Source organism: Bordetella sp. BOR01 (assembly GCF_019218885.1).
Taxonomy (GTDB): Bacteria; Pseudomonadota; Gammaproteobacteria; order Burkholderiales; family Burkholderiaceae_B; genus Bordetella_A.
Genome location: NZ_JAHUWT010000003.1, coordinates 348,418 through 366,775 on the forward strand (window position 1 = coordinate 348,418; position 18,358 = coordinate 366,775).

Annotated in this window: 16 protein-coding genes; 9 read left to right on the forward strand and 7 right to left on the reverse strand. The window is 66.0% G+C overall.

Annotated features, from left to right (window positions below):
- The first annotated feature begins 24 nt into the window (after positions 1 to 24).
- Genes KW845_RS16440 through KW845_RS16450 form a run of 3 tightly spaced genes read left to right on the forward strand, consistent with a single transcriptional unit; the run spans position 25 to position 3,273 of the window.
- Entirely contained in the window at positions 25 to 1,275 is a 1,251-nt protein-coding gene (locus tag KW845_RS16440; protein WP_370628242.1) for a CaiB/BaiF CoA transferase family protein, read from the forward strand.
- A complete protein-coding gene (locus KW845_RS16445; protein ID WP_218371400.1) occupies positions 1,275 to 2,276 on the forward strand; it encodes an NADPH:quinone oxidoreductase family protein in 1,002 nt (333 codons plus the stop codon). Before KW845_RS16440 ends, KW845_RS16445 begins: the two co-directional genes overlap by 1 nt.
- Before the next feature lie 10 nt (positions 2,277 to 2,286).
- The gene (locus tag KW845_RS16450; protein WP_218370410.1) at positions 2,287 to 3,273 is read left to right on the forward strand and encodes a tripartite tricarboxylate transporter substrate binding protein; all 987 of its coding nucleotides are present in this window, start codon (positions 2,287 to 2,289) and stop codon (positions 3,271 to 3,273) included.
- 15 nt (positions 3,274 to 3,288) lie between these two features.
- On the opposite strand, the gene KW845_RS16455 is transcribed toward KW845_RS16450, so the two are convergent.
- The 4 genes from KW845_RS16455 to KW845_RS16470 all read right to left on the reverse strand — a co-directional run bounded on the left by KW845_RS16455 (position 3,289) and on the right by KW845_RS16470 (position 8,573).
- Positions 3,289 to 5,109, reverse strand: a complete 1,821-nt coding sequence (locus tag KW845_RS16455) for a glycoside hydrolase family 15 protein (protein WP_218370412.1) — start codon at positions 5,107 to 5,109, stop codon at positions 3,289 to 3,291.
- 5 nt (positions 5,110 to 5,114) lie between these two features.
- Entirely contained in the window at positions 5,115 to 5,933 is an 819-nt protein-coding gene (locus tag KW845_RS16460) for a glucose 1-dehydrogenase (RefSeq protein WP_218370413.1), read from the reverse strand.
- Positions 5,934 to 6,239: 306 nt separating this feature from the next.
- Positions 6,240 to 7,568, reverse strand: coding sequence for an NAD(P)/FAD-dependent oxidoreductase (locus KW845_RS16465; RefSeq protein WP_218370415.1), 1,329 nt, complete (start codon positions 7,566 to 7,568; stop codon positions 6,240 to 6,242).
- A gap of 27 nt (positions 7,569 to 7,595) precedes the next feature.
- Positions 7,596 to 8,573 (reverse strand): NAD-dependent epimerase/dehydratase family protein, encoded by a 978-nt coding sequence (locus KW845_RS16470; RefSeq protein ID WP_218370417.1) that lies wholly within the window; start codon positions 8,571 to 8,573, stop codon positions 7,596 to 7,598.
- A 130-nt stretch (positions 8,574 to 8,703) separates the two neighbouring features.
- On the opposite strand from KW845_RS16470, the gene KW845_RS16475 reads away from it, so the two are divergent.
- Entirely contained in the window at positions 8,704 to 9,315 is a 612-nt protein-coding gene (locus tag KW845_RS16475) for a TetR/AcrR family transcriptional regulator (protein ID WP_218370418.1), read from the forward strand.
- 106 nt (positions 9,316 to 9,421) lie between these two features.
- Positions 9,422 to 10,066 (forward strand): TetR/AcrR family transcriptional regulator, encoded by a 645-nt coding sequence (locus tag KW845_RS16480; RefSeq protein ID WP_218370419.1) that lies wholly within the window; start codon positions 9,422 to 9,424, stop codon positions 10,064 to 10,066.
- Here the strand turns inward: KW845_RS16480 and KW845_RS16485 are convergent.
- Together KW845_RS16485 and KW845_RS16490 are read right to left on the reverse strand one after the other, a co-directional pair.
- Complete coding sequence (locus KW845_RS16485; protein ID WP_255592703.1) at positions 10,063 to 11,598, reverse strand: acetyl-CoA acetyltransferase; 1,536 nt, start codon at positions 11,596 to 11,598, stop codon at positions 10,063 to 10,065. The two genes, KW845_RS16480 and KW845_RS16485, sit on opposite strands and share 4 nt — an antisense overlap.
- A 35-nt stretch (positions 11,599 to 11,633) precedes the next feature.
- Complete coding sequence (locus KW845_RS16490) at positions 11,634 to 12,614, reverse strand: tripartite tricarboxylate transporter substrate binding protein (protein ID WP_218370421.1); 981 nt, start codon at positions 12,612 to 12,614, stop codon at positions 11,634 to 11,636.
- A 190-nt stretch (positions 12,615 to 12,804) separates the two neighbouring features.
- Between KW845_RS16490 and KW845_RS16495 the strand changes: the two genes are divergently transcribed.
- Genes KW845_RS16495 through KW845_RS16510 form a run of 4 tightly spaced genes read left to right on the forward strand, consistent with a single transcriptional unit; the run spans position 12,805 to position 17,437 of the window.
- Complete coding sequence (locus tag KW845_RS16495) at positions 12,805 to 13,776, forward strand: tripartite tricarboxylate transporter substrate binding protein (RefSeq protein WP_218370422.1); 972 nt, start codon at positions 12,805 to 12,807, stop codon at positions 13,774 to 13,776.
- Positions 13,777 to 13,792: 16 nt separating this feature from the next.
- Positions 13,793 to 14,926: a thiolase family protein gene (locus tag KW845_RS16500; protein ID WP_218370424.1), complete on the forward strand. Its 1,134-nt coding sequence runs from the start codon at positions 13,793 to 13,795 to the stop codon at positions 14,924 to 14,926.
- Positions 14,926 to 15,309 (forward strand): Zn-ribbon domain-containing OB-fold protein, encoded by a 384-nt coding sequence (locus KW845_RS16505; protein WP_218370426.1) that lies wholly within the window; start codon positions 14,926 to 14,928, stop codon positions 15,307 to 15,309. The genes KW845_RS16500 and KW845_RS16505 overlap by 1 nt, the downstream gene beginning before the upstream one ends.
- Before the next feature lie 7 nt (positions 15,310 to 15,316).
- A complete protein-coding gene (locus KW845_RS16510) occupies positions 15,317 to 17,437 on the forward strand; it encodes an acetate--CoA ligase family protein (RefSeq protein ID WP_218370428.1) in 2,121 nt (706 codons plus the stop codon).
- A gap of 9 nt (positions 17,438 to 17,446) precedes the next feature.
- Here the strand turns inward: KW845_RS16510 and KW845_RS16515 are convergent, their stop codons facing one another.
- Positions 17,447 to 18,235, reverse strand: coding sequence for an SDR family NAD(P)-dependent oxidoreductase (locus tag KW845_RS16515; protein WP_218370429.1), 789 nt, complete (start codon positions 18,233 to 18,235; stop codon positions 17,447 to 17,449).
- Positions 18,236 to 18,358: the final 123 nt, after the last annotated feature.

Consider the following 18,358-nt stretch of genomic DNA (forward strand, 5'->3'; position numbering starts at 1 on the left):
CAGACACATGCATTGTCAAGCGCGATGGGGCTGCCTACCATCGGTGGATACACCCACTTCCCGTTGCACCCCATGCCTGCCTGCTCATCCGCTTCCCCGGCACTGCCCTTTGCGGGCTTGCGCATCCTGGATATCAGCCAGGGAATCGCCGGCCCCTATTGCGCACAGATCCTGTGGCAACAAGGCGCCGATGTGGTCAAGGTCGAACCGCCTGATGGCGACTGGGGCCGGCACGTAGGCGTGCTGCGCGGCGCGCACAGTGCCCTGTCGATCGCCTACAACGCCGGCAAGCGGGGCCTGTGCCTGGACGCCCGCTCCCCGCGCGGCAAGGCCCTGCTGGGGCAGTTGGCGCGCCAGGCCGACGTGTTGATCCAGAACTTCCGGCCCGGCGTGGCCGCGCGTATCGGCGTGGACTATGCCGGGCTGGCGGCCGATCGGCCCGAATTGGTGTACGTGTCGATCAGCGGCTATGGCCAGGACGGCCCGTATGCCAATGCCCCGGCTTCGGATTCGGTAATGCAGGCCGACAGCGCGCTGATGGTCGCCAATCAGTCGCCCGACGGCGAACCGCGCCGCATCGGCCTGCTGATGGCCGACATCGCCACCGCACTGTACGCGGTCCAGGCCACCAGTGCGGCGCTGTACCGGCAGGCGCGCGGCCACGGCGGCACCCACGTCGAACTGAGCCTGCTGCATGCCTGCGCCGCCCTGCAGGTCAATGACATCGTGGCGCATGCCATAGCCGGCGCGCGCGTGGCCGGACCGGTCAGCGCCCCCAATGGGGTGTTCGACACCGCCGATGGGCAGTTGTCGGTACTGGCCCTGAACAACGACCAGTTCGCCCGGCTGTGCCGTGCCCTGGACCGCCCGCAGTGGCTGGCCGACCCCGCGTACGCGGACAATGCCAGCCGGATGGCCCGGCGCGACATCCTGCACGGCGAGCTTGCCGCGCAACTGCGCCAACAGTCCTCGGCCTACTGGATCGAACGGCTGGCCCGCGAAGATGTGCTGCACGCCAGCGTGCGCGACTACGACGACCTGGCCGCCCACCCGCAGGCGCGCCACCTGGGCCTGTTCGAACCGCTGGCGCAACCCGGCGGCCCGCCGCTGCCCTACGCGCGCGCGCCCGGCCTGCCCGGCAGCCGGTCCTTGGCCGCCGCGCCAGCCATCGGCGAGCATTCCCGGGAAGTCCTTACCGACTGGGGCCTGTCCAGCGCCGATATCGACGCGCTGCTGCAAGCCGGCATCGTGCGGCAGGCGGAGCAGCCGGCATGATGCGCGCCCTGCTCTGCGAGCGCCACGGCCCGGTACGGGACGTGGCATGGCGCGACATCGACGATGCGCCCGCGCCAGGCCCGCACGAAATCACCATCGAGATCGACCATGCCAGTGTCAGCCATGCGACGCGCCTGCTGATCGAAGGCAGTTACCAAAGCCGGCCACCGCTGCCCTTCGTGCCAGGCACCGAAGCCGTGGGCCGCATTGTCGCCCGCGGCACGGCCGTCTCGCGGCTGGCCGCGGGAGACCGCGTGGTGGCCGTGTCGCGCTGGGGCTGCTATGCGCAGCGCCTGACCTTGCCCGAATACACCGTGTATCGGGTGCCGGACGGCCTGGACGCGCTGACGGCGCTACCCGTGCCGATCTCGTACGGCACGGCCTACACCGCGTTGCTATGGCGCGCCGCCCTGCAGCCGGGCGACGCGGTCCTGGTTCTGGGCGCGGGCTCGGGCGTGGGCCTGGCCGCCGTCGAAATCGCCGCCCTGCTGGGCGCCACCGTGATCGCCTGCGCCAGCACCGAAGCCAAGCGCCAGGCCGCACGCCAGGCCGGAGCCGCTTATGCGTTGGCCGCCGACGCGGACCTGGCCAACCAGGTCAAGGCCTGCACCGGGGGGGTGGGTGCCGACATCGTCTTCGACGCGGTGGGCGGCCCAGCCTTCGAGCACAGCGTGCGCGCGGCCGCGGCCAATGCGCGCATGCTGTCCATCGGCTTTGCCGGCGGACAGGTACCGGCCGTGCCGCTGAACCTGCTGCTGGTCAAGAACATCGCCTTGCATGGCTTCTTCTATGGCCGCTACCTGGGCTGGACCCCGGCCGACGAACGCATCGTGCACGCCCCGGCGTTGCAGCGCTGCATGCACACTTTGCTGGACTGGGCCCGCGCACAGCGGATCCGGCCTGCTGTCACGGCGGTGTATCCGGCCGCCGATCTTGCCGCCGCCCTGGCCGCGCTGGAAACCCGGCGCGTCATCGGCAAAGTGGCACTCAAAATAAAATAGGAGACACCCCATGCTTGCCTTGCTGCACCCCTTGCACCGTACCGCGGCTATGACCCTGGCGCTGGCCTGCCTGGCGACCGGTGCGCCGGCGGCCCGCGCCGCCAGCGACTTTCCCACCCGCTCCATCACCATGGTGGTGCCGTATCCGCCCGGTGGCCCCACCGATACCGTGTCGCGCCTGGTGGCCGCCGAAATGTCCAAGACCATAGGCCAGAACGTGGTGGTCGAGAACAAGCCCGGCGCCAGCGGCATGATAGGCGCCGACCTGGTGGCGCGCGCCAAGCCCGATGGCTATACCTTCCTGGCCAATGCGTCGCTGCACGTCATCAACCCCTATTTGTACAAGTCGATGCGCTACGACTCGTTCAAAGACTTCGCGCCCATCACCCAGTTGGCCGATGTGCCACTGGTGCTGGTGGTACCCGAGAGCTCCAGCGTGCGCACCGTGCAAGACCTGGTAAAGCTGGGCAAGACGCGTCCACTGAACTTTGGTTCGGCCGGCACCGCATCGGCACAGCAGCTGGCCGGCGAATCGTTCAAGGTGCGCAGCGGCCTGGCCATGCAGCACGTGCCCTACAAAGGCAGCGCGCCCGCGCTGACCGACCTGGTGGGAGGGCAGATTCAACTGATGTTCGATTCGATGCCCTCGGCCATGCCCTTCATCAAATCGGGCAAGCTGCGCGCCGTGGCGGTCACCACCCCGCAACGGGTAGACGAGCTGGCCAACATTCCCACCATGGCCGAGTCCGGCTTTCCGGGCTTTGACATCAGCACCTGGTATGGCCTGTGGGCGCCGGCGGGCACGCCGCCCGAGATCGTGGCCAAGCTCTCACAGCACGCAGCGCGCGCGTTGAAGCAGCCGGGCCTGGTCAGCCAGTACGCCAGCCTGGGCGCCAAGCCGGTGGGTTCGGACCCGCAAACCTTTGCCCGCTTCACTGAATCCGAAGGCAAGAAGTGGCGCGACATCGTCACGGCCGCGCAGATCCAGCCCCAATAGCGCCCAAATCGGTGGTCAGTCGCGCGGCGCGTCGCTTGACGAGCGCTGGCGCGCCGTGCCGCCGGCCGCACTGAGGTTGTACGCCGTATTCACCAGCCCGATGTGCGAGAACCCCTGCGGGAAATTGCCCACCAGCCGCTTGCGCACCACGTCGTATTCCTCGGCCAGCAGGCCCAGGTCATTGCGCAGCGACAGCAAGTGGTCGAACAGCTGCGTGGCATCATCCAGGCGGCCCTGCATGATGTAGGCATCGGCCAGCCAGAAACTGCAGGCCAGGAACACCCCCTCGTCGCCCGGCAGGCCATCATCGCTGTGCACGGTGCTATAGCGCAGCAACAGCCCATCGCGCAGCAAATCGTTCTCGATGGCCTTGACGGTGCCTGTCACGCGCGCATCGTCAGGCGGCAGGAAACCCACCTGCGGAATCAGCAGCAGGCTGGCATCCAGCGCCGTGCCGCCGTAATACTGCACAAAAGTATTGCGTTTCGCATCGTAGCCGTTGGTGCAGATATCGTTGCGTATCGTCTGGCTCAGCGCGCGCCAGCGGTCCACCGGGCCGTCCAACCCGAAGCGTTCGCACGACTTGATGGTGCGATCCAGCGCCACCCAGCACATCAGCCGCGAATGCGTGAAGGCGCGGCGCGGCCCGCGCATTTCCCATATGCCGTGGTCGGGCTGGTTCCACCATTGCTCCAGCGGCTTGAGCAACACCTTCTGCATGCGCCAGGCTTCGGCCAGCGGCGCCAGGTCGGCCATGCGGCCGGCGTGCAGCGTCTCGATCAGTTCGCCGTACACGTCCAACTGCATCTGCCCAGCCGCGGCGTTGCCGATGCGGACCGGCGCGCTGCCTTCATAGCCGGGCAACCACGGGATCTCATGCTCGGGCAACCAACGTTCGCCGGCAATGCCGTACATGATCTGCAGTTGATTGGGGTGGCCGGCCGCCGCGCGCAGCAGCCATTGCCGCCAGGCTTCGGCCTCTTCGCGATAGCCGGCGTTCAGCAGCGCATACAGTGTCAGCGCCGAATCGCGCAGCCAGCAATGGCGGTAGTCCCAGTTGCGGCTGCCGCCCAGTTGCTCCGGCAACGACGTGGTGGGCGCGGCCACGATGCCGCCGGTGGGCTGGAAGGTCAGCAGCTTCAGCGTGATCAGCGATCGCACCACCGCGTCACGCCGCGTGCCGGGGCCGTTTTCCCAGCGGCAGCGCTTGGCCCATTCATGCCACCACGCAATGGTGCGATCCATGCTTTCCAGGCGGTCGGGTACGAAATGCGGCGTCCGGTGCGACCGGTGATACGACAGGGTGAATGGCACGGTCTGGCCTTCCTGCACCGTGAAGCTGGCCACGCTTCTCATGTCCCGCCCTTCCAGCGGCACCGCCGTGTGCAGCTCGACCGCGTCCGGCCCGGCAATGGCGCTCAGCCCGTAGTCGCGGCGCCGCACCCACGGCACGGCCTGCCCGTAGTTGAAGCGCAGCGTCAGCTCCATCTGCATGTCCACGCGACCCGACTCGCCGCGCACGATGCGCACGACATCGGCGCGCTCGTCATCACCGCTCAAGGGCATGAAGTCGTATACGAGCACCGTGCCCGTGGCGGTTTCATGGCGCGTTTCCAGCACTGCAGTATCGGGCAGGTAGCGGCGCGTGGCCGGCGCACCCGGCTGCTGCGGCGCCAGCAGCCAGCGGCCATGGCTATCGTCGCCCAGCAGCGCCGCAAAGCAGGCCGGCGAATCGAAATGCGGCAGGCACAGCCAGTCGATCGAGCCATCGCGCCCCACCAGCGCGGCCGACAGCATGTTGCCGATCAGTCCGTAGTCTTCGATAAGCTTGGACATCGCGCTCAACCCGCACCGCGAAATGCGGGGTACAGCGTCATGCCGCCGTCCACAAACAAGGTCGAGCCGGTCACGTAGTCGGAATCGTCGCTGGCCAGCCAGGCCACCGCGCGCGCTACATCGTCCGGCTCGCCGATGCGCCCGTAGGGAATCAACTTCAGCAGCGATGCCAGGCTTTCCGGGGTATTCCAGGCCGGGGCGTTGATGGGCGTGCGGATCGCCCCCGGCGCCACCGAATTGACGCGGATCTTCATGGGTGCCAGTTCCTGTGCCAGCGATTGCATCAGCAACGACACACCGCCTTTCGAGGCCGCGTAGTTGGCCTGGAACGCCCACGGGATGACTTCATGCACCGAGCTGATGAAAATGATCTTGCCCGCCGCGGCATCGGCCGGCGGCTTGGGCTGGCGGTTCAGGAAGGCGCGCGCCGCGGCGCGCGCGCACAGGAACTGGCCGGTCAGGTTGACGTCGATGACCTGCTGCCACTGCGCCAGCGTCATGTCCTGGATGGCGGCCGGCTGCTCGATGCCGGCGTTATTGACCAGGATGTCGATACCCTGGAAATGGTCTTGCGCCGCGCGAAACAGTTGTTCCACGTCGTCTTCGCGGCTGATGTCGGCGGCTGCCGCGACGGCGGCGCCTCCGGCACCCGAGATGGCATCCACCACTTGCGCGGCGCGCCGCGCGGAATCTTCATTGGGGCGATGGTTCACCACCACCCGTGCGCCCGCCGCCGCCAGTTCCAGCGCGATGCCCTTGCCGATGCCCGAGTTGGCCCCGGTGACGATGGCAACGCGCCCAGACAGATCTACTGCATGCCGCATGCTGCTCTCCTTGCGGCGCGCGGAGACTGGATCTCGTGGGCGCCGCTTGTCGATAGCCAGGCCCCAGCTTAGACCCTGATGCGGCCCCGGTCCAACCCGGCCCCGTGCTGCCCGGGGCCGCGAAGCAAAATTCTTGCTTGCCGCCGGGCTTGCCCGAAGGAAAAAAAATCCCCGGCCTGTGCCGGGGAAAATGACTTCAAGACTCTGCTTCAGGCCGCTCTAGCCTCATAGCGGCACAATTCTGGCACAAATACGAATAAATATCAATATCAACTAAAGAGCAGGCGGGCGGACACTGGCGCCCAGTCAGGCCGATGCCATTTTTCGGGCCACATCGTCCGTCAACTGCCTGCGGTAACCCCGCCCGTCCACTTCCAGCGTATAGCGCGCCGACTCCACGTACCGGCGCGCCCGGTGCTGGTGATGCGCGTCGATTTCACGCTGCATCACCTGACGGCCAGGCAAGCGCGTTTCACCCGCCAGCACCGAAGCCAGCCATCGGCCCTGCACCTCGACCAACGGAATCGTCGGCCCGATAGGCTGCACCAGCCCCAGCAGGTACAGCCCGGGATGGTCGGGTACCAGCATGCGGCGGTACAGGTCGGCACGGCCGTTGCGCACCGCGAAGACCTCGGGCGGCAGGAAAGGAAAGCTGGTCTTGTAACCGGTGGCGTGGATGATCACGTCGATAGGCTCGCGCGTACCGTCCTCGAAGGCAACCGACGCGCCGTCCAGCTGGGCGACGTTCGGCTTTATCTTGATCCAGCCGTGGCCGCAGTACGGGATCAGTTCCTGGCTGAGCGTCGCGTGTTCGCGCCAGATCGGATGGCGCGGCCGCGGTATGCCGAAGCGCGCCTGGTCGCCGGTGACCAGGTACGCCAGCCGCTGCACCACCGTGCGCGCCAGCCGCGTCGGCAAGCGCAGCCGCCCGGCCAGGAACCCCAGCCAGCGATCGATGGGATGCCCCATGATGTACTTCGGCATGATCCAGGCGCTGCGCCGCGTAGAAAGAAAGGTGGCATCGGCCGTCTTGCACAGATCCACCGCCACATCCACCGCCGAATTACCGATGCCCACGATCAGTACGCGCTTGCCCTTGAAGGGTTCCGCCGTGCGGTAGTGGTGGGAATGCAGCTGCTCGCCGTCGAAACTGCCGCCGAACTCCGCCCAGCGCGGATCCCAAAGGTGGCCGTTGGCCACCACTACCGCGCGATAGCGCCGGATTTCGCCGCCTTGCAGCGTTACCTGCCAGCTTGCGTCGGCCCAGGGTTCGACGCGCTCGACGCAGGTATTGAAGCGGATATGCGGCCGCACGCCGAAATGCTCGGCATAGGCCTCCAGGTATTGCAGCACCTCGAAATGCGACAGGAAATCGGGGTAGGTGTCAGGGATCGGATAATCCGAATAGCCCAGGTTCCGGCGGCTGGTGTCGATATGCAGGCTGCGATAGGCCGACGACATGCCATTGTCGTTCTCATAGCGCCACATGCCGCCCAGGTTCGAGCCGGCTTCGAAGCATTCGAACGGCACCCCCTTTTCTATCAGTGCCTTGGCGGCGGTCACGCCGGATGAGCCCGCGCCGATGATGCAGACTGGAAGCCCGGCATCGCGGGCCATGCTGGTCGAATCAAGCATAGTGAAGCCTTTTGTCGAAGATGGGATTCAGTTCACTGGCGATGCGGCGTCGGCCAGGTACTGGTCGATGATGGCGTCGAAATCGGCATCGGCATGCAAGCCCAGCGTGCTTGCCTGGTTCGACACGAAGACTGCGGGCCAACTGTCCACGATGCGCTGCAAGGCGGCATCTGCTTCGTAGCGGATGGCGCCCACGGCGCGCCGACCGCCGCGCCGCAGCACACTGGCGGCCATCTCGGCAATGCTGACCGTCAGGGCGGGCAGGTTCATGGCGCGGGCATGCGGCAAGCGGCCGGCGGGCGTATCGTGCAGGCGAACCAGCGCTTCGGCCACGGCACCTGCCGACGCCACGGGAATGCGCGTATCCGGCGCCAGCCCGCACACCACATCGCGTCCGGACAAGGGCTCGCGCACGATGGCCGCCACGCGGTCCGACACCGCCGGACTGGCGGCACCCGGCCGGATCAGCACGATAGGCAAGCGCAGCGCGCGCGCGTCGGCCCGGCCCAGGCGGCTGTAGTTGGCCAACAGCAATTCCACGATTGCCTTATGCGTGCCATAGGTGGTGTCGGGTTCGGCACGCACGGTGTCATCCACAACGTCGGGCAATGCGCCGCCGAACACCGCGATGGAACTGGCGAACACGAACCGGGGCGGCCTGGCCGCGCCCTCGATCAAATGGCGCACAGGCGCGACATTCGTGGCGTAGGCCTGTACCGGATCCTGTTCGGCCTGCAGCGTCAGGGTGGCGGCCAAATGGAAGATCGAGTCGCATGCTTGCTGCGCCAGTTCGGCGGCGAAAGCCGGACTGGCCAGGTCCCCTGCCAGGGTACGCACCGGCACGGCGGATTGCGGCGGCGCGGCGACAGGGTGCCGGTCGACCAGCACCAGCTCATTGATGGGCTCAAGCCCGCCGGTGCCGGCCGCCAGCCGCCCCGAGCTCAACAAGCGCCGCGTCAAGGCGGTGCCCAGAAATCCGGCCGCGCCGGTGACCATGACTCGCATCGCGCGTCTCCGTTGTACGATAAAAACATCCTACCGGGTATGTTTTTTTAATGCAAGGTGAAAGCTGTCCTTGGCCGGTTCCCACACGGGTAAACTGGCTGCGCCCATCATGGCGTCAATCCGGAAAGCTATGCAACGCCGAACTCTATCCATCCAGGAAATCCTGCAGACTGCCGCCGAATGCTTCATGGAGCAGGGCTTCCATGCAACCACGCTGGACGACGTCGCTCGCCGCATGGGCGCCACCAAGGGCCGCATCTACCACTACTATGCGTCCAAGGTTGACCTGTTCTTCGATATCCATCGTCACGGCATGGCACTCTTGTTCGGCGCCGTCGAGCCAGCCATGCAAACGCCGGGAAACAGCATGGCGGTGCTGGAAGCCATGCTGATGGCGCATGCCAAGGCGCTGCTCGAGCATCATGCTTATGAAAGCGTGGTGGTACAAGGCGTGCAACTGCACCGCTTCGGCGCGCTGACGCCGGCGCAGCGCCAGGTGCTGGACGAGCTCATCGCCAGCCGCGACCGTTTCGAGCTGTTGTTCAAGCAGCAGATGGCCGTCGCCAAGGCGGACGGATCGCTGGCCGACCTGGATATTTCCATCGCCGTAAAGACGGTACTGGGCGGGTTGCAATGGTCGTTGATCTGGTACCGGCCCGAAGCCGATACCAATGCCGCCGCCCGGCGGCGGCTGGCAGCGAAAATGGTGCGCACCCTGGTCAGCGGCTTGCACGCCAGATAGCGGGCTCATGCGCAGTCCCCAGGCGCCGCAGCGATGCGCCGATAGTAAAATCCAGGCATTCCATGTTTGGGGCGGCCACTGCCGCCGGAACCAGAGAGACAGTCTTTTGCCGACATCATCTGCGCGCAGCCAGGCCTCGTTGAAAGATGAACTGCACGAACTCAAGGCAACGCACATATTGCGCGAGGCCGGCAAGCTGTTCGTCGAATGCGGCTTCGTGGGCACCACCATGGACGCCATTGCCGCACGGCTCGACATGAGCAAGCCGTTCATCTACCAATTCTTCAAGAGCAAGCACGCCATCCTGGTCGCCTTGTACGACCGCGAACTGCGCGACTCGCTGGCCGTGCTGACCGACGTGTCCGCCCGTACCGGCCCGGTTCACGAACAGCTGCTGCAATTCGTGCGCGTGGCCGTCAGGAAGAACGTGACCAATCAAGGGCTGACGAACATGCTGGCGCTGGAAGAAAAACATCTTCCAGCCGAAAAGATGGCGGAGATCCGCGCGCTCGAAGCACGCTTCAATCGCAATCTCAAAGACATCGTCACGGCCGGCGTGCAGGCGGGCGTATTCCATGTCGACAATCCCGGCATGGCGTCGCGCGCGATCATGGGCATGCTGCTGAGCGTAAAGCGCTGGTACCGTCCGTCGGGCAGCCTGGGCGTCGATGCCATCGCCGAACAGTTCTGCGACTTCGCGCTGCGCATCGTGGGCTATGGCGGCTTGCATCCCGATACCCCCGCCACCTAGGGCCGGCCGAACTCGGGCACAAACGTATTGCGGCCATCGCGGTGGCTGACCCGCCCGCGCAGGCCCAGGCTGTCCTCGTCGCGCAGGCGCAACAAGGTCGCCTGGTCGGCCGGCGTATTGGCGATGAAACGCTGGCCCGTTGCCAGCTCGCGCCCCACCACCAGTCCATAGCGCGGCCCGTCGCGGTCGTGCATCACCGTATATGACTCGACCGTGGCGGCGCCCGCCGGGCATTCGGTAAACGGGGCCGTCGGCAAGCGGTCGAGCTCATGTTGCAGCGTCCCGGGGTCTTCGCGCCGCCAGGCTCCACGCGTCGGCGTCGTCGAGTACACCCCGAACGCATGCTTGGTCACATAGTTGCCGTTCGCCGTGACCAGGCCGAAGGCGCCGGGGCGAGCGCGCAAGCGGCGCATCATCGCCGATATCGAATGCACCACGTAGCTGTTTCCCGGGCCGCCAAAGTACGGCAGCCCCCCCGTTACGGTCAGCCCGCGCGGGTCGTCTTCGGCCAGGCCGATCTCTTGGCAGGCGATCTCGACGGCGGACGAGAAGCAGCTGTACAGGTCCAGGAAATCGACCTGGGCCAGGTCCAGTCCCGCCATCTGCAAGGCCTGCCGCGACGCGGCCCGGATCGCCGGCGATGAATGCAGGTTGATGCGCTCAGATACGTACCAGTGATCGTGCGCATCGGCGCAGCCGTGCAGGTAGATCCATTTTTCGCGCGGGATGCCCAGCGCCTGTGCCTGCCCCACCGAGGTAATGACCAGGGCGGCGGCCTGGTCGATGAAGGCGTTCGAGTTCATGAGCCGCGGATAGGGGAACCCGATCCAGCGGTTCTCGGCGTCTACCGTGGCCAGGCGTTGTGCGCTGTAGCCGTCGCGCCGCGTTGCCAGGGGATTGTCGGCCGCCACGCGGCTGAAGCGGGCCATCAGGCCGGCCATGGCTTGCAGGTGTTGCGCGACCGTACGCCCGCGCGCACCCCGGATGGCGTTCTCGAACAGCGGGTAGATCGAGATTGCCGCCCGCATATCGTGGCGGTCTTCGGTATCGCTCCAACCGCGCCGAGGGTCGCCGACGAGCTCTGGCGTACCCCCTGGGTCTTCGGCCCACGACACCGGCAAGGCGCGTTTCTCGACACCATACTGTGTGCGCAGCGCCTCGCCGCCGAAAATCAGTGCGGCGCGCAAGTCGCCCCGCGAAATCCGTTCGGCGTACTGGTTCACCATGTACTGCGGCATGTTGCCGCCGTTCCAGGTGTAGAGGGTTTGCGCCGGCCGCAGGCCAAGCCGGTCGCTTACGCTCTTGGGCGGGTTGGTCGAGGCGCCCAGTTTCGTGGCGAAGCGATGCGAGGTATCTGCGAAACAGCGCAACATGGTCACCGAGTCGATGACCTGGGCCGTCGCGGCGGCACCCGTATCCGCCAGCGCCAGCCGGGCCGCCTGGGCTATCAGGTCATAAGGCGAACGGCCCTGCTCCGCGAGCGTCGTCATGTCGGTGACATCACCGCAACCCACCAGAATGGGCGTATTCAAGGATTCATTCATTGATGGCTACCTATACAACCGGTTCAATCGACGCGGGCGCCGGACTCGCGCACCAGCTTGCCCCACTTCTCGCTATCGGCCGCCAGCACTTCGGCAAACTGGGCGGGGCTATTGGTGCGCGTTTCTAGGTACATGGCGTCGAAGCGCTTCTGCATGGCAGGCGCGCTCATGATCTTGACGATTTCCGCATTCAGCCGCTTGGTCACGGCGGCCGGCATATGCGCCGGGCCCACCACGCCAAACCACAAGTCGCTGCCGGCGCGGGCATACCCCTGCACGCCGGCCTCGTCCATGGTGGGCACATCGGGCAGGAAGGCACTGCGCTTGCTGCTGGTCACGGCCAGCGCCCGCAGTTTGCCGGCCTGTATCTGGGGCACTGACGACACCAGCAAGTCGAACATGCAGGTGACCTGCCCTGCGACCACACTGGCCAGCGCCGGCGCTCCGCCGCGGAACGGAATGTGCGACATCTGGGCGCCCGTCAGTTGGGTCAGCAGCACGCCCGACAGATGATTGGTCGAGCCGCTACCCGATGAGGCAAAGTTCACCTTGTCGGGATGCTGTTTGGCATAGGACACCAACTCAGCCACACTGCGTACCGGCACCTCGTTGTTCACCACCAGCACATTCACGTAGGCAATCACCTGCGAAATAGGCGTGAAACCACGCAAGGCGTCATAGGGCAATTTGTCGCCATACAAATGGGGATTGATGGCATGCGTGCCCGTGGTGGCCAGGCCTATGGTGTAGCCATCGGGCGCCGCCCTGGCGATCGCGGCCGACCCTATCGAACCGCCCGCGCCGCTGACATTCTCGACCACCACCGGCTGCCGCAGCTCGTGCGCCAGCTCGGCAGCCACGGCCCGCGAGACGACATCGGTGGGCCCGCCCGCCGGATAAGGCACGATGAACCGCAAGGGCTTGGCGGGATAGTCTTGGGCAAGCGCCCCGGCGGCCGCCAGCGCGCCGCATGCCAGCACTGCCATCCTGGTCAGGTATTTCATGGTGTTGTCTCCTGGTGTCTTATGAGTCGGCCGGTGCTGGTGACATTGGCACTGGCACTGCCATTTGTTGACCATCTACTATTCAGTAGATTAATATACTATTTAGTAGATGCGCCGAAGTCAACCTGTGATCTTGGAGACCAGGACTAACCGTACAAACCACAAAGATGGGCATACCAGGAGACAACTCATGCAACGTCGCACCTTTCTGGCGAACGGACTTGCGCTTGCCCTTGCGGGCCATGGCGCCGCGGCGCGCGCCGCCGGCTACCCGGCGCGTCCCATTGCGCTGGTCATCGGCTATACGGCCGGCGGCCTCACCGATGTGATGAGCCGCGCGATCGCCGAGCGCATGGCCGCCGGCCTGCGGCAGAGCGTCATCGTCGAGAACCGGCCCGGCGCCGCCGCTTCCATCGCGGCGGCCAAAGTCATGGAGGCGCCGCCAGACGGCTACACGCTTCTGCTGGGCACCGCCAGCCTGGCCATCAACCCTTCGTTGCAGCCCGACCTGGCGCCACGAGATCCCGGCAAGGACTTGCTGCCGGTCGGCACGGCTTACTTCAGCCCTTTCGTCTTGCTGGTGCGCGATGACCTGCCCGCGGCCAATCTTCAGGAATTCATCACCTACGCGAAATCGAACCCCGGCAAGATCAACGTGGCCAGTTCCGGCAACGGGTCGGTCAACCACTTGCTGTTAGAGATGTTCAACCGCCGCGCGAACGTCGACTTGGCGCATATTCCGTACAAGGGTGCCTCGCAGGCGCTGGTGGACCTGCGAGGCGGGCGCATCAGCGCCACCTTCGCCACGCCGACCGACGCGCTGCCCGTCATGCGGGCCGGCGCAGGCCGCATCCTGGCCGTGACGTCGGCCGAACGCATCGCCTTGCTGCCGGATGTTCCCGCCGTGGCCGAGACGCTGCCTGGTTTTCATGGCGTGTTCTGGCAGGCGCTGTTCGCGCCGGTAGGCACGCCACAGGCCGTGGTCGACAAGCTCGCGGCGGCCCTGCGCGCCACCACAGAAGACACCGCCCTGCGCGCCCGGGTGCAGGAACAGGGCATCACGCTGCAGCCAGGCGGCCCGGATCAATTGCGCAAGCAACTCGCCGAAGAAACCGCGATGTGGCGCCAGCTGATCACGGACGCCCACATCACCATCAATTGAATAGCGAAAAACCACAATGAGCTGGATCGTAGGGGCGGCAAGTACGCCGTATGGCGCTTTGCGCAATAGCGACACGCTGGGGCTGATGAGCCAGGCTGCCGCAGCGGCCCTGGCCGATGCGCAGTTGGAACGCGGCGACATCGACGGGCTGCTGTGCGGGTATTCGACCACCTTGCCGCACCTGATGCTGGCTACCGTCTTCGCCGAGCATTTCGGGCTGGCCCCGTCGTATGCGCATGCGCTGCAGGCAGGCGGCGCCACCGGCCTGGCGATGCTGATGCTGGCGCATCAGTTGGTCGACAGTGGCCAGGCCAGGCACGTGCTGGTGGTTGCCGCAGAAAACCGGTTAAGCGGCCAATCGCGCGACTCTGCGATCCAGACACTGTCGCAGGTGGGCCACCCGGTTTACGAGCTGCCGTTCGGCCCCACCATTCCGGCCTATTACGGCCTGGTCGCATCGCGATACATGCACAGCTACGGCGCCACCGAAGAAGACTACGCCGAACTGGCGGTATTGATGCGGCGGCACGCGGCCCGCCATGCCGGCGCGCAATTCCGCGACCCGATCAGTATCGGCGACGTCATGGCGTCCCGGCCGATATCGACACCGTTGAAGTTGCTGGATTGCTGCCCGGTCTCCGACGGCGGCTCGGCCTTCATCGTCGGCAAAAGCCCTACCACTGCGCAGCGCGTCAAGGTGCGGGGCTGCGGACAGGCCCATACGCATCAACACGTATCCGTGGCCCCGGACCTGACCCGCTTCGGCGCCGCCCAGGCGCTGGCCCGGGCCGAAGCCGCCTCGGGCATGTCGGCCCGCGACGCCGTCTACGCCGGCATCTACGACAGCTTCACCATCACGCTGGCCATCCTGCTCGAGGAACTGGGCCTGGCCCCGCGCGGCGAGGCCGGCACCCTGGCGCGCGAAGGTCATTTCGATCTTGACGGGCCATTGCCCCTGAACACCCATGGCGGCTTGCTCAGCTACGGGCACTGCGGGGCCGGCGGCGCGCTGGCGCACCTGGTCGAGGCCCACCTGCAGATGACCGGGCGCGCCGGCGATCGCCAAGTGCCCGATGCCTCGATCGCTTTGCTGCATGGCGATGGCGGCGTACTCTCTTCTCATGTCAGCGCCTTTCTGGAGCGTGCCTGATGTCCACGACCTGTTCCGAAACCGACCCTGCACAAGGCGACTGGACAACCGGGCAGCCCCTCATCCGCTATCAGCACTGCAGCCATTGCCAGGCCACCTGGTACTTCAAGCGCGGTTTCTGCCCGCAGTGCGGCGCTGCCGACCCCCACGACCGGATTGCCTGCGGAACCGGGCAGGTCTATGCCGTGACCCAGGTCAACCGGCCGCCGGTTCGAGAGCTGGCCGCCCACACGCCCTATTGCATCGTGCTGGTCGACGCGGCAGAAGGCTTTCGCCTGATGGCGCACGGCGACCTGTCGCTACGCATCGGCGACCGGGTAACCGCGCAATACAAGCCGTTCGGCGCGCAGTTCATTCCCCATTTCACACTTGAGCCTGCATGAGCTTTCCATGAACGACAACTTGCGCGCTGCCCTGGATCCTCGCTCTATCGCAATCGTCGGTGCTTCCGACAATACCGACAAAGTCGGCGGCCGGCCGCTGGACTACCTGCAGCGCTTCGGCTACGGCGGCAAGCTGTTCCCGGTGAACCCGGGCCGCGCCGAAGTGCAGGGCCTGAAGGCCTATGGCAGCATAGAGAGCCTGCCCGAAACGCCTGAAATGGCCATCGTGGCCATTCCCGGAGACACGGCGGTGGATGCGGTGCGGCAGTGCGCCGACCGCGGCACCAAGGTGGCCATCATCATGAGTTCGGGGTTTGGCGAAGGCAACTCCGCGCAAGGCCGCGACAAAGAAGCCGACATGGTGCGCCATGCACGCGAGCGCGGCATGAGAATCGTGGGCCCCAATTCGCAAGGCCTGGCCAACTTCGGCACCGGCGCGGTCGCCAGCTTCTCGACCATGTTCAAAGAGAACGCGCCCGCCGACGGCCATGTAGCGGTGTTGAGCCAGAGCGGCGCGCTCAGTGTCGTCCCATATGGGTTCCTGCGGCGGCGCGGCATAGGCGTGCGCCATGCCCATGCAACCGGCAACGACGCTGACGTAACCATCGCCGAGCTGGCCGCGGCGGTGGCCGAAGACACGCGCGTGAAGCTGATGCTGCTGTATCTGGAAGGCATTCCCGACCCCCACCACCTTGAACACATGGCCCGGATCGCGCGCGACCGGAAAATGCCCATCCTGGCGCTCAAGTCCGGCCGCACGCCAGACGGACGCGCGGCCGCCCAGTCGCACACCGGCGCACTGGCCAACGAAGACCGGGTGGTCGACGCATTCTTCGAACATCATGGTATCTGGCGGGCACAAACCATGAATGAACTGGTCGACGCCACCGAACTGTACCTGAAGGGCTGGACCATACGCGGCCGCAAGCTGGTGGCGGTAAGCAATTCCGGCGCGGTCTGCGTGCTGGCGGCCGACGCCGCGGCTGGCGCGGACATGCCCATGGCCAAGCTGTCCGCCTCGACGCGCACGGCGCTGGGCCGGATACTGCCCAGTTTTGCCAACATCTCGAACCCGATCGACGTCACCGGCGCACTGCTGACCGACAGCAGCCTGTTCGGCAAAACGCTGGGCACGGTAGGCGCAGACCCCGCCGCCGATGCGTTTTTCGTAGGGTTTCCCGTGGCGGGCGCGGGCTACGATGTCCAAGCCTTCGCCGCTGCCGCCGGGCACCTCGAGGCAGCCACCGGCAAGCCGGTGGTCGCCGCGGCGCCCCAGCCGAATGTGGCGGCCCACTTTATCGAGCAAGGCATCCCCACCTTTCCGACTGAAGCGCAGGCGATTGCGGCGTTGGGACGCTGCCTGAAGCACTACGAACTGATGGATCGCGCCGCCGCGCGGCAGGCTGCGGCCAACGGCCAATACCGCCCATATCCAGCGCCGAACAGCCGGGATCCCGCTACCCCCGCCACGACCCGCATGCTCAATGAAGCCGACAGCCTGGGCCTGCTGGCCGGCAACGGACTGGCCATGGTGGAGCACCGCCTTTGCACCTCGCTCGGCGCCGCCCTCGATGCACTGGAAAGCTTCGGCGGAGCGGTCGTGATGAAAGGCTGCTCGGGCGATGTCGCGCACAAGACCGAACTGGGCATCGTCAAGCTCGGCATCCGGACAAAGGAAGAGGCCGCCGGCGCCTGGCAGCTGATCGAAGCGGCGCTCGCGGCCCGGCAAATGCGCCTGGACGGAATCATCGTTGCGCGGATGGAACGAGGACGCCACGAGCTCATGATAGGCGCGCACCGGGATCCCGTATTCGGGCCGGTCGTCGTCGTCGGCGATGGCGGGAAATATGTGGAAGCCCTGCCCGACGTGCAGCTTTTGCTGCCCCCGTTCAGGCGGCAGGATGCGCTGGAAAAATTACGGCAATTGCGTATTGCCCCAATTTTTGCGGGGGTGCGGGGCGAGGCGCCGATGGATATCGGCGCCGTGGCCGACGCAGCGGTCGCGGTCGGGCAGTTGATGGCCACGCATGCGGACATCCACAGCGTGGACGTGAACCCCATTCTGCTGAAAAGCCAGGGCGAAGGGTATTGCGCGCTGGATGCCGTGGTGCTGAAAACCGGCGAATAGCGCCCTTTCCTAGAAGGCCGCCCGCACCACGCCGCCGTCCACGCGCAGCGCCGCGCCGTTGGTGGCAGACGAGGCTTCCGAGCACACGTACACCACCAGGTTGGCAACTTCCTCGGTTGTCGCAAAGCGCTTGAGCAGCGAACTGGGGCGGGCGGTCTCGAAGAATTCCTTCTCGAACTCGGCGAACGGCTTGCCGCCCGACAGCTTGTCCACGAACTCGTGCACGCCCGCCGACTTGGTGGGCCCCGGCAGCACCGCATTGACGGTAACGCCCGTGCCCGCGCAGCTTTCCGCCAGCCCGCGCGACAAACCCAGTTGCGCCGTCTTGGTCACACCATAGTGGATCATCTCGACCGGGATCTGGATACCGCTTTCGCTGCTGATGAACACCACCCGGCCCCAGTTCTTGGCCTTCATGCCCGGCAGGTAGGCGCGTGCAAGGCGCACGCCCGACATCACGTTGGTATCGAAGAAGCGCTGCCAGTCTTCGTCGGGTATATCCTCGAACGGCTTGGGGTCGAATATGCCCAGGTTGTTCACCAGCACATCCACCGCCGGAAATCGCTGCACCAGCAAGGCAATTTGCGCGGGGTCGGAAAGATCGCCGGCGACACCCTCGGCGGACGCGCCCGGCACCTGGGTACGCAGTTCCTGCAAGGCATCGTCCACCGACTGCTGCGAGCGGCCGTTCACAATGACGCGCGCACCTTCGCGCGCCAGGCCCACGGCAATGGCATGGCCGATGCCCTTGCTCGAGCCCGATATCAGCGCCAGCTTGCCCTTCAAGTGCAGATCCATGCCTGTCTCCCTGAGACTCTGTCCGCAGAAAGCGGAACTTCCTGCCGGCAAGTCTAGACCGTAGCGGATGACAACCGGCTAAAAACCCCCTCTCGCGGTCATCATAAGATTGTTAACAATCTG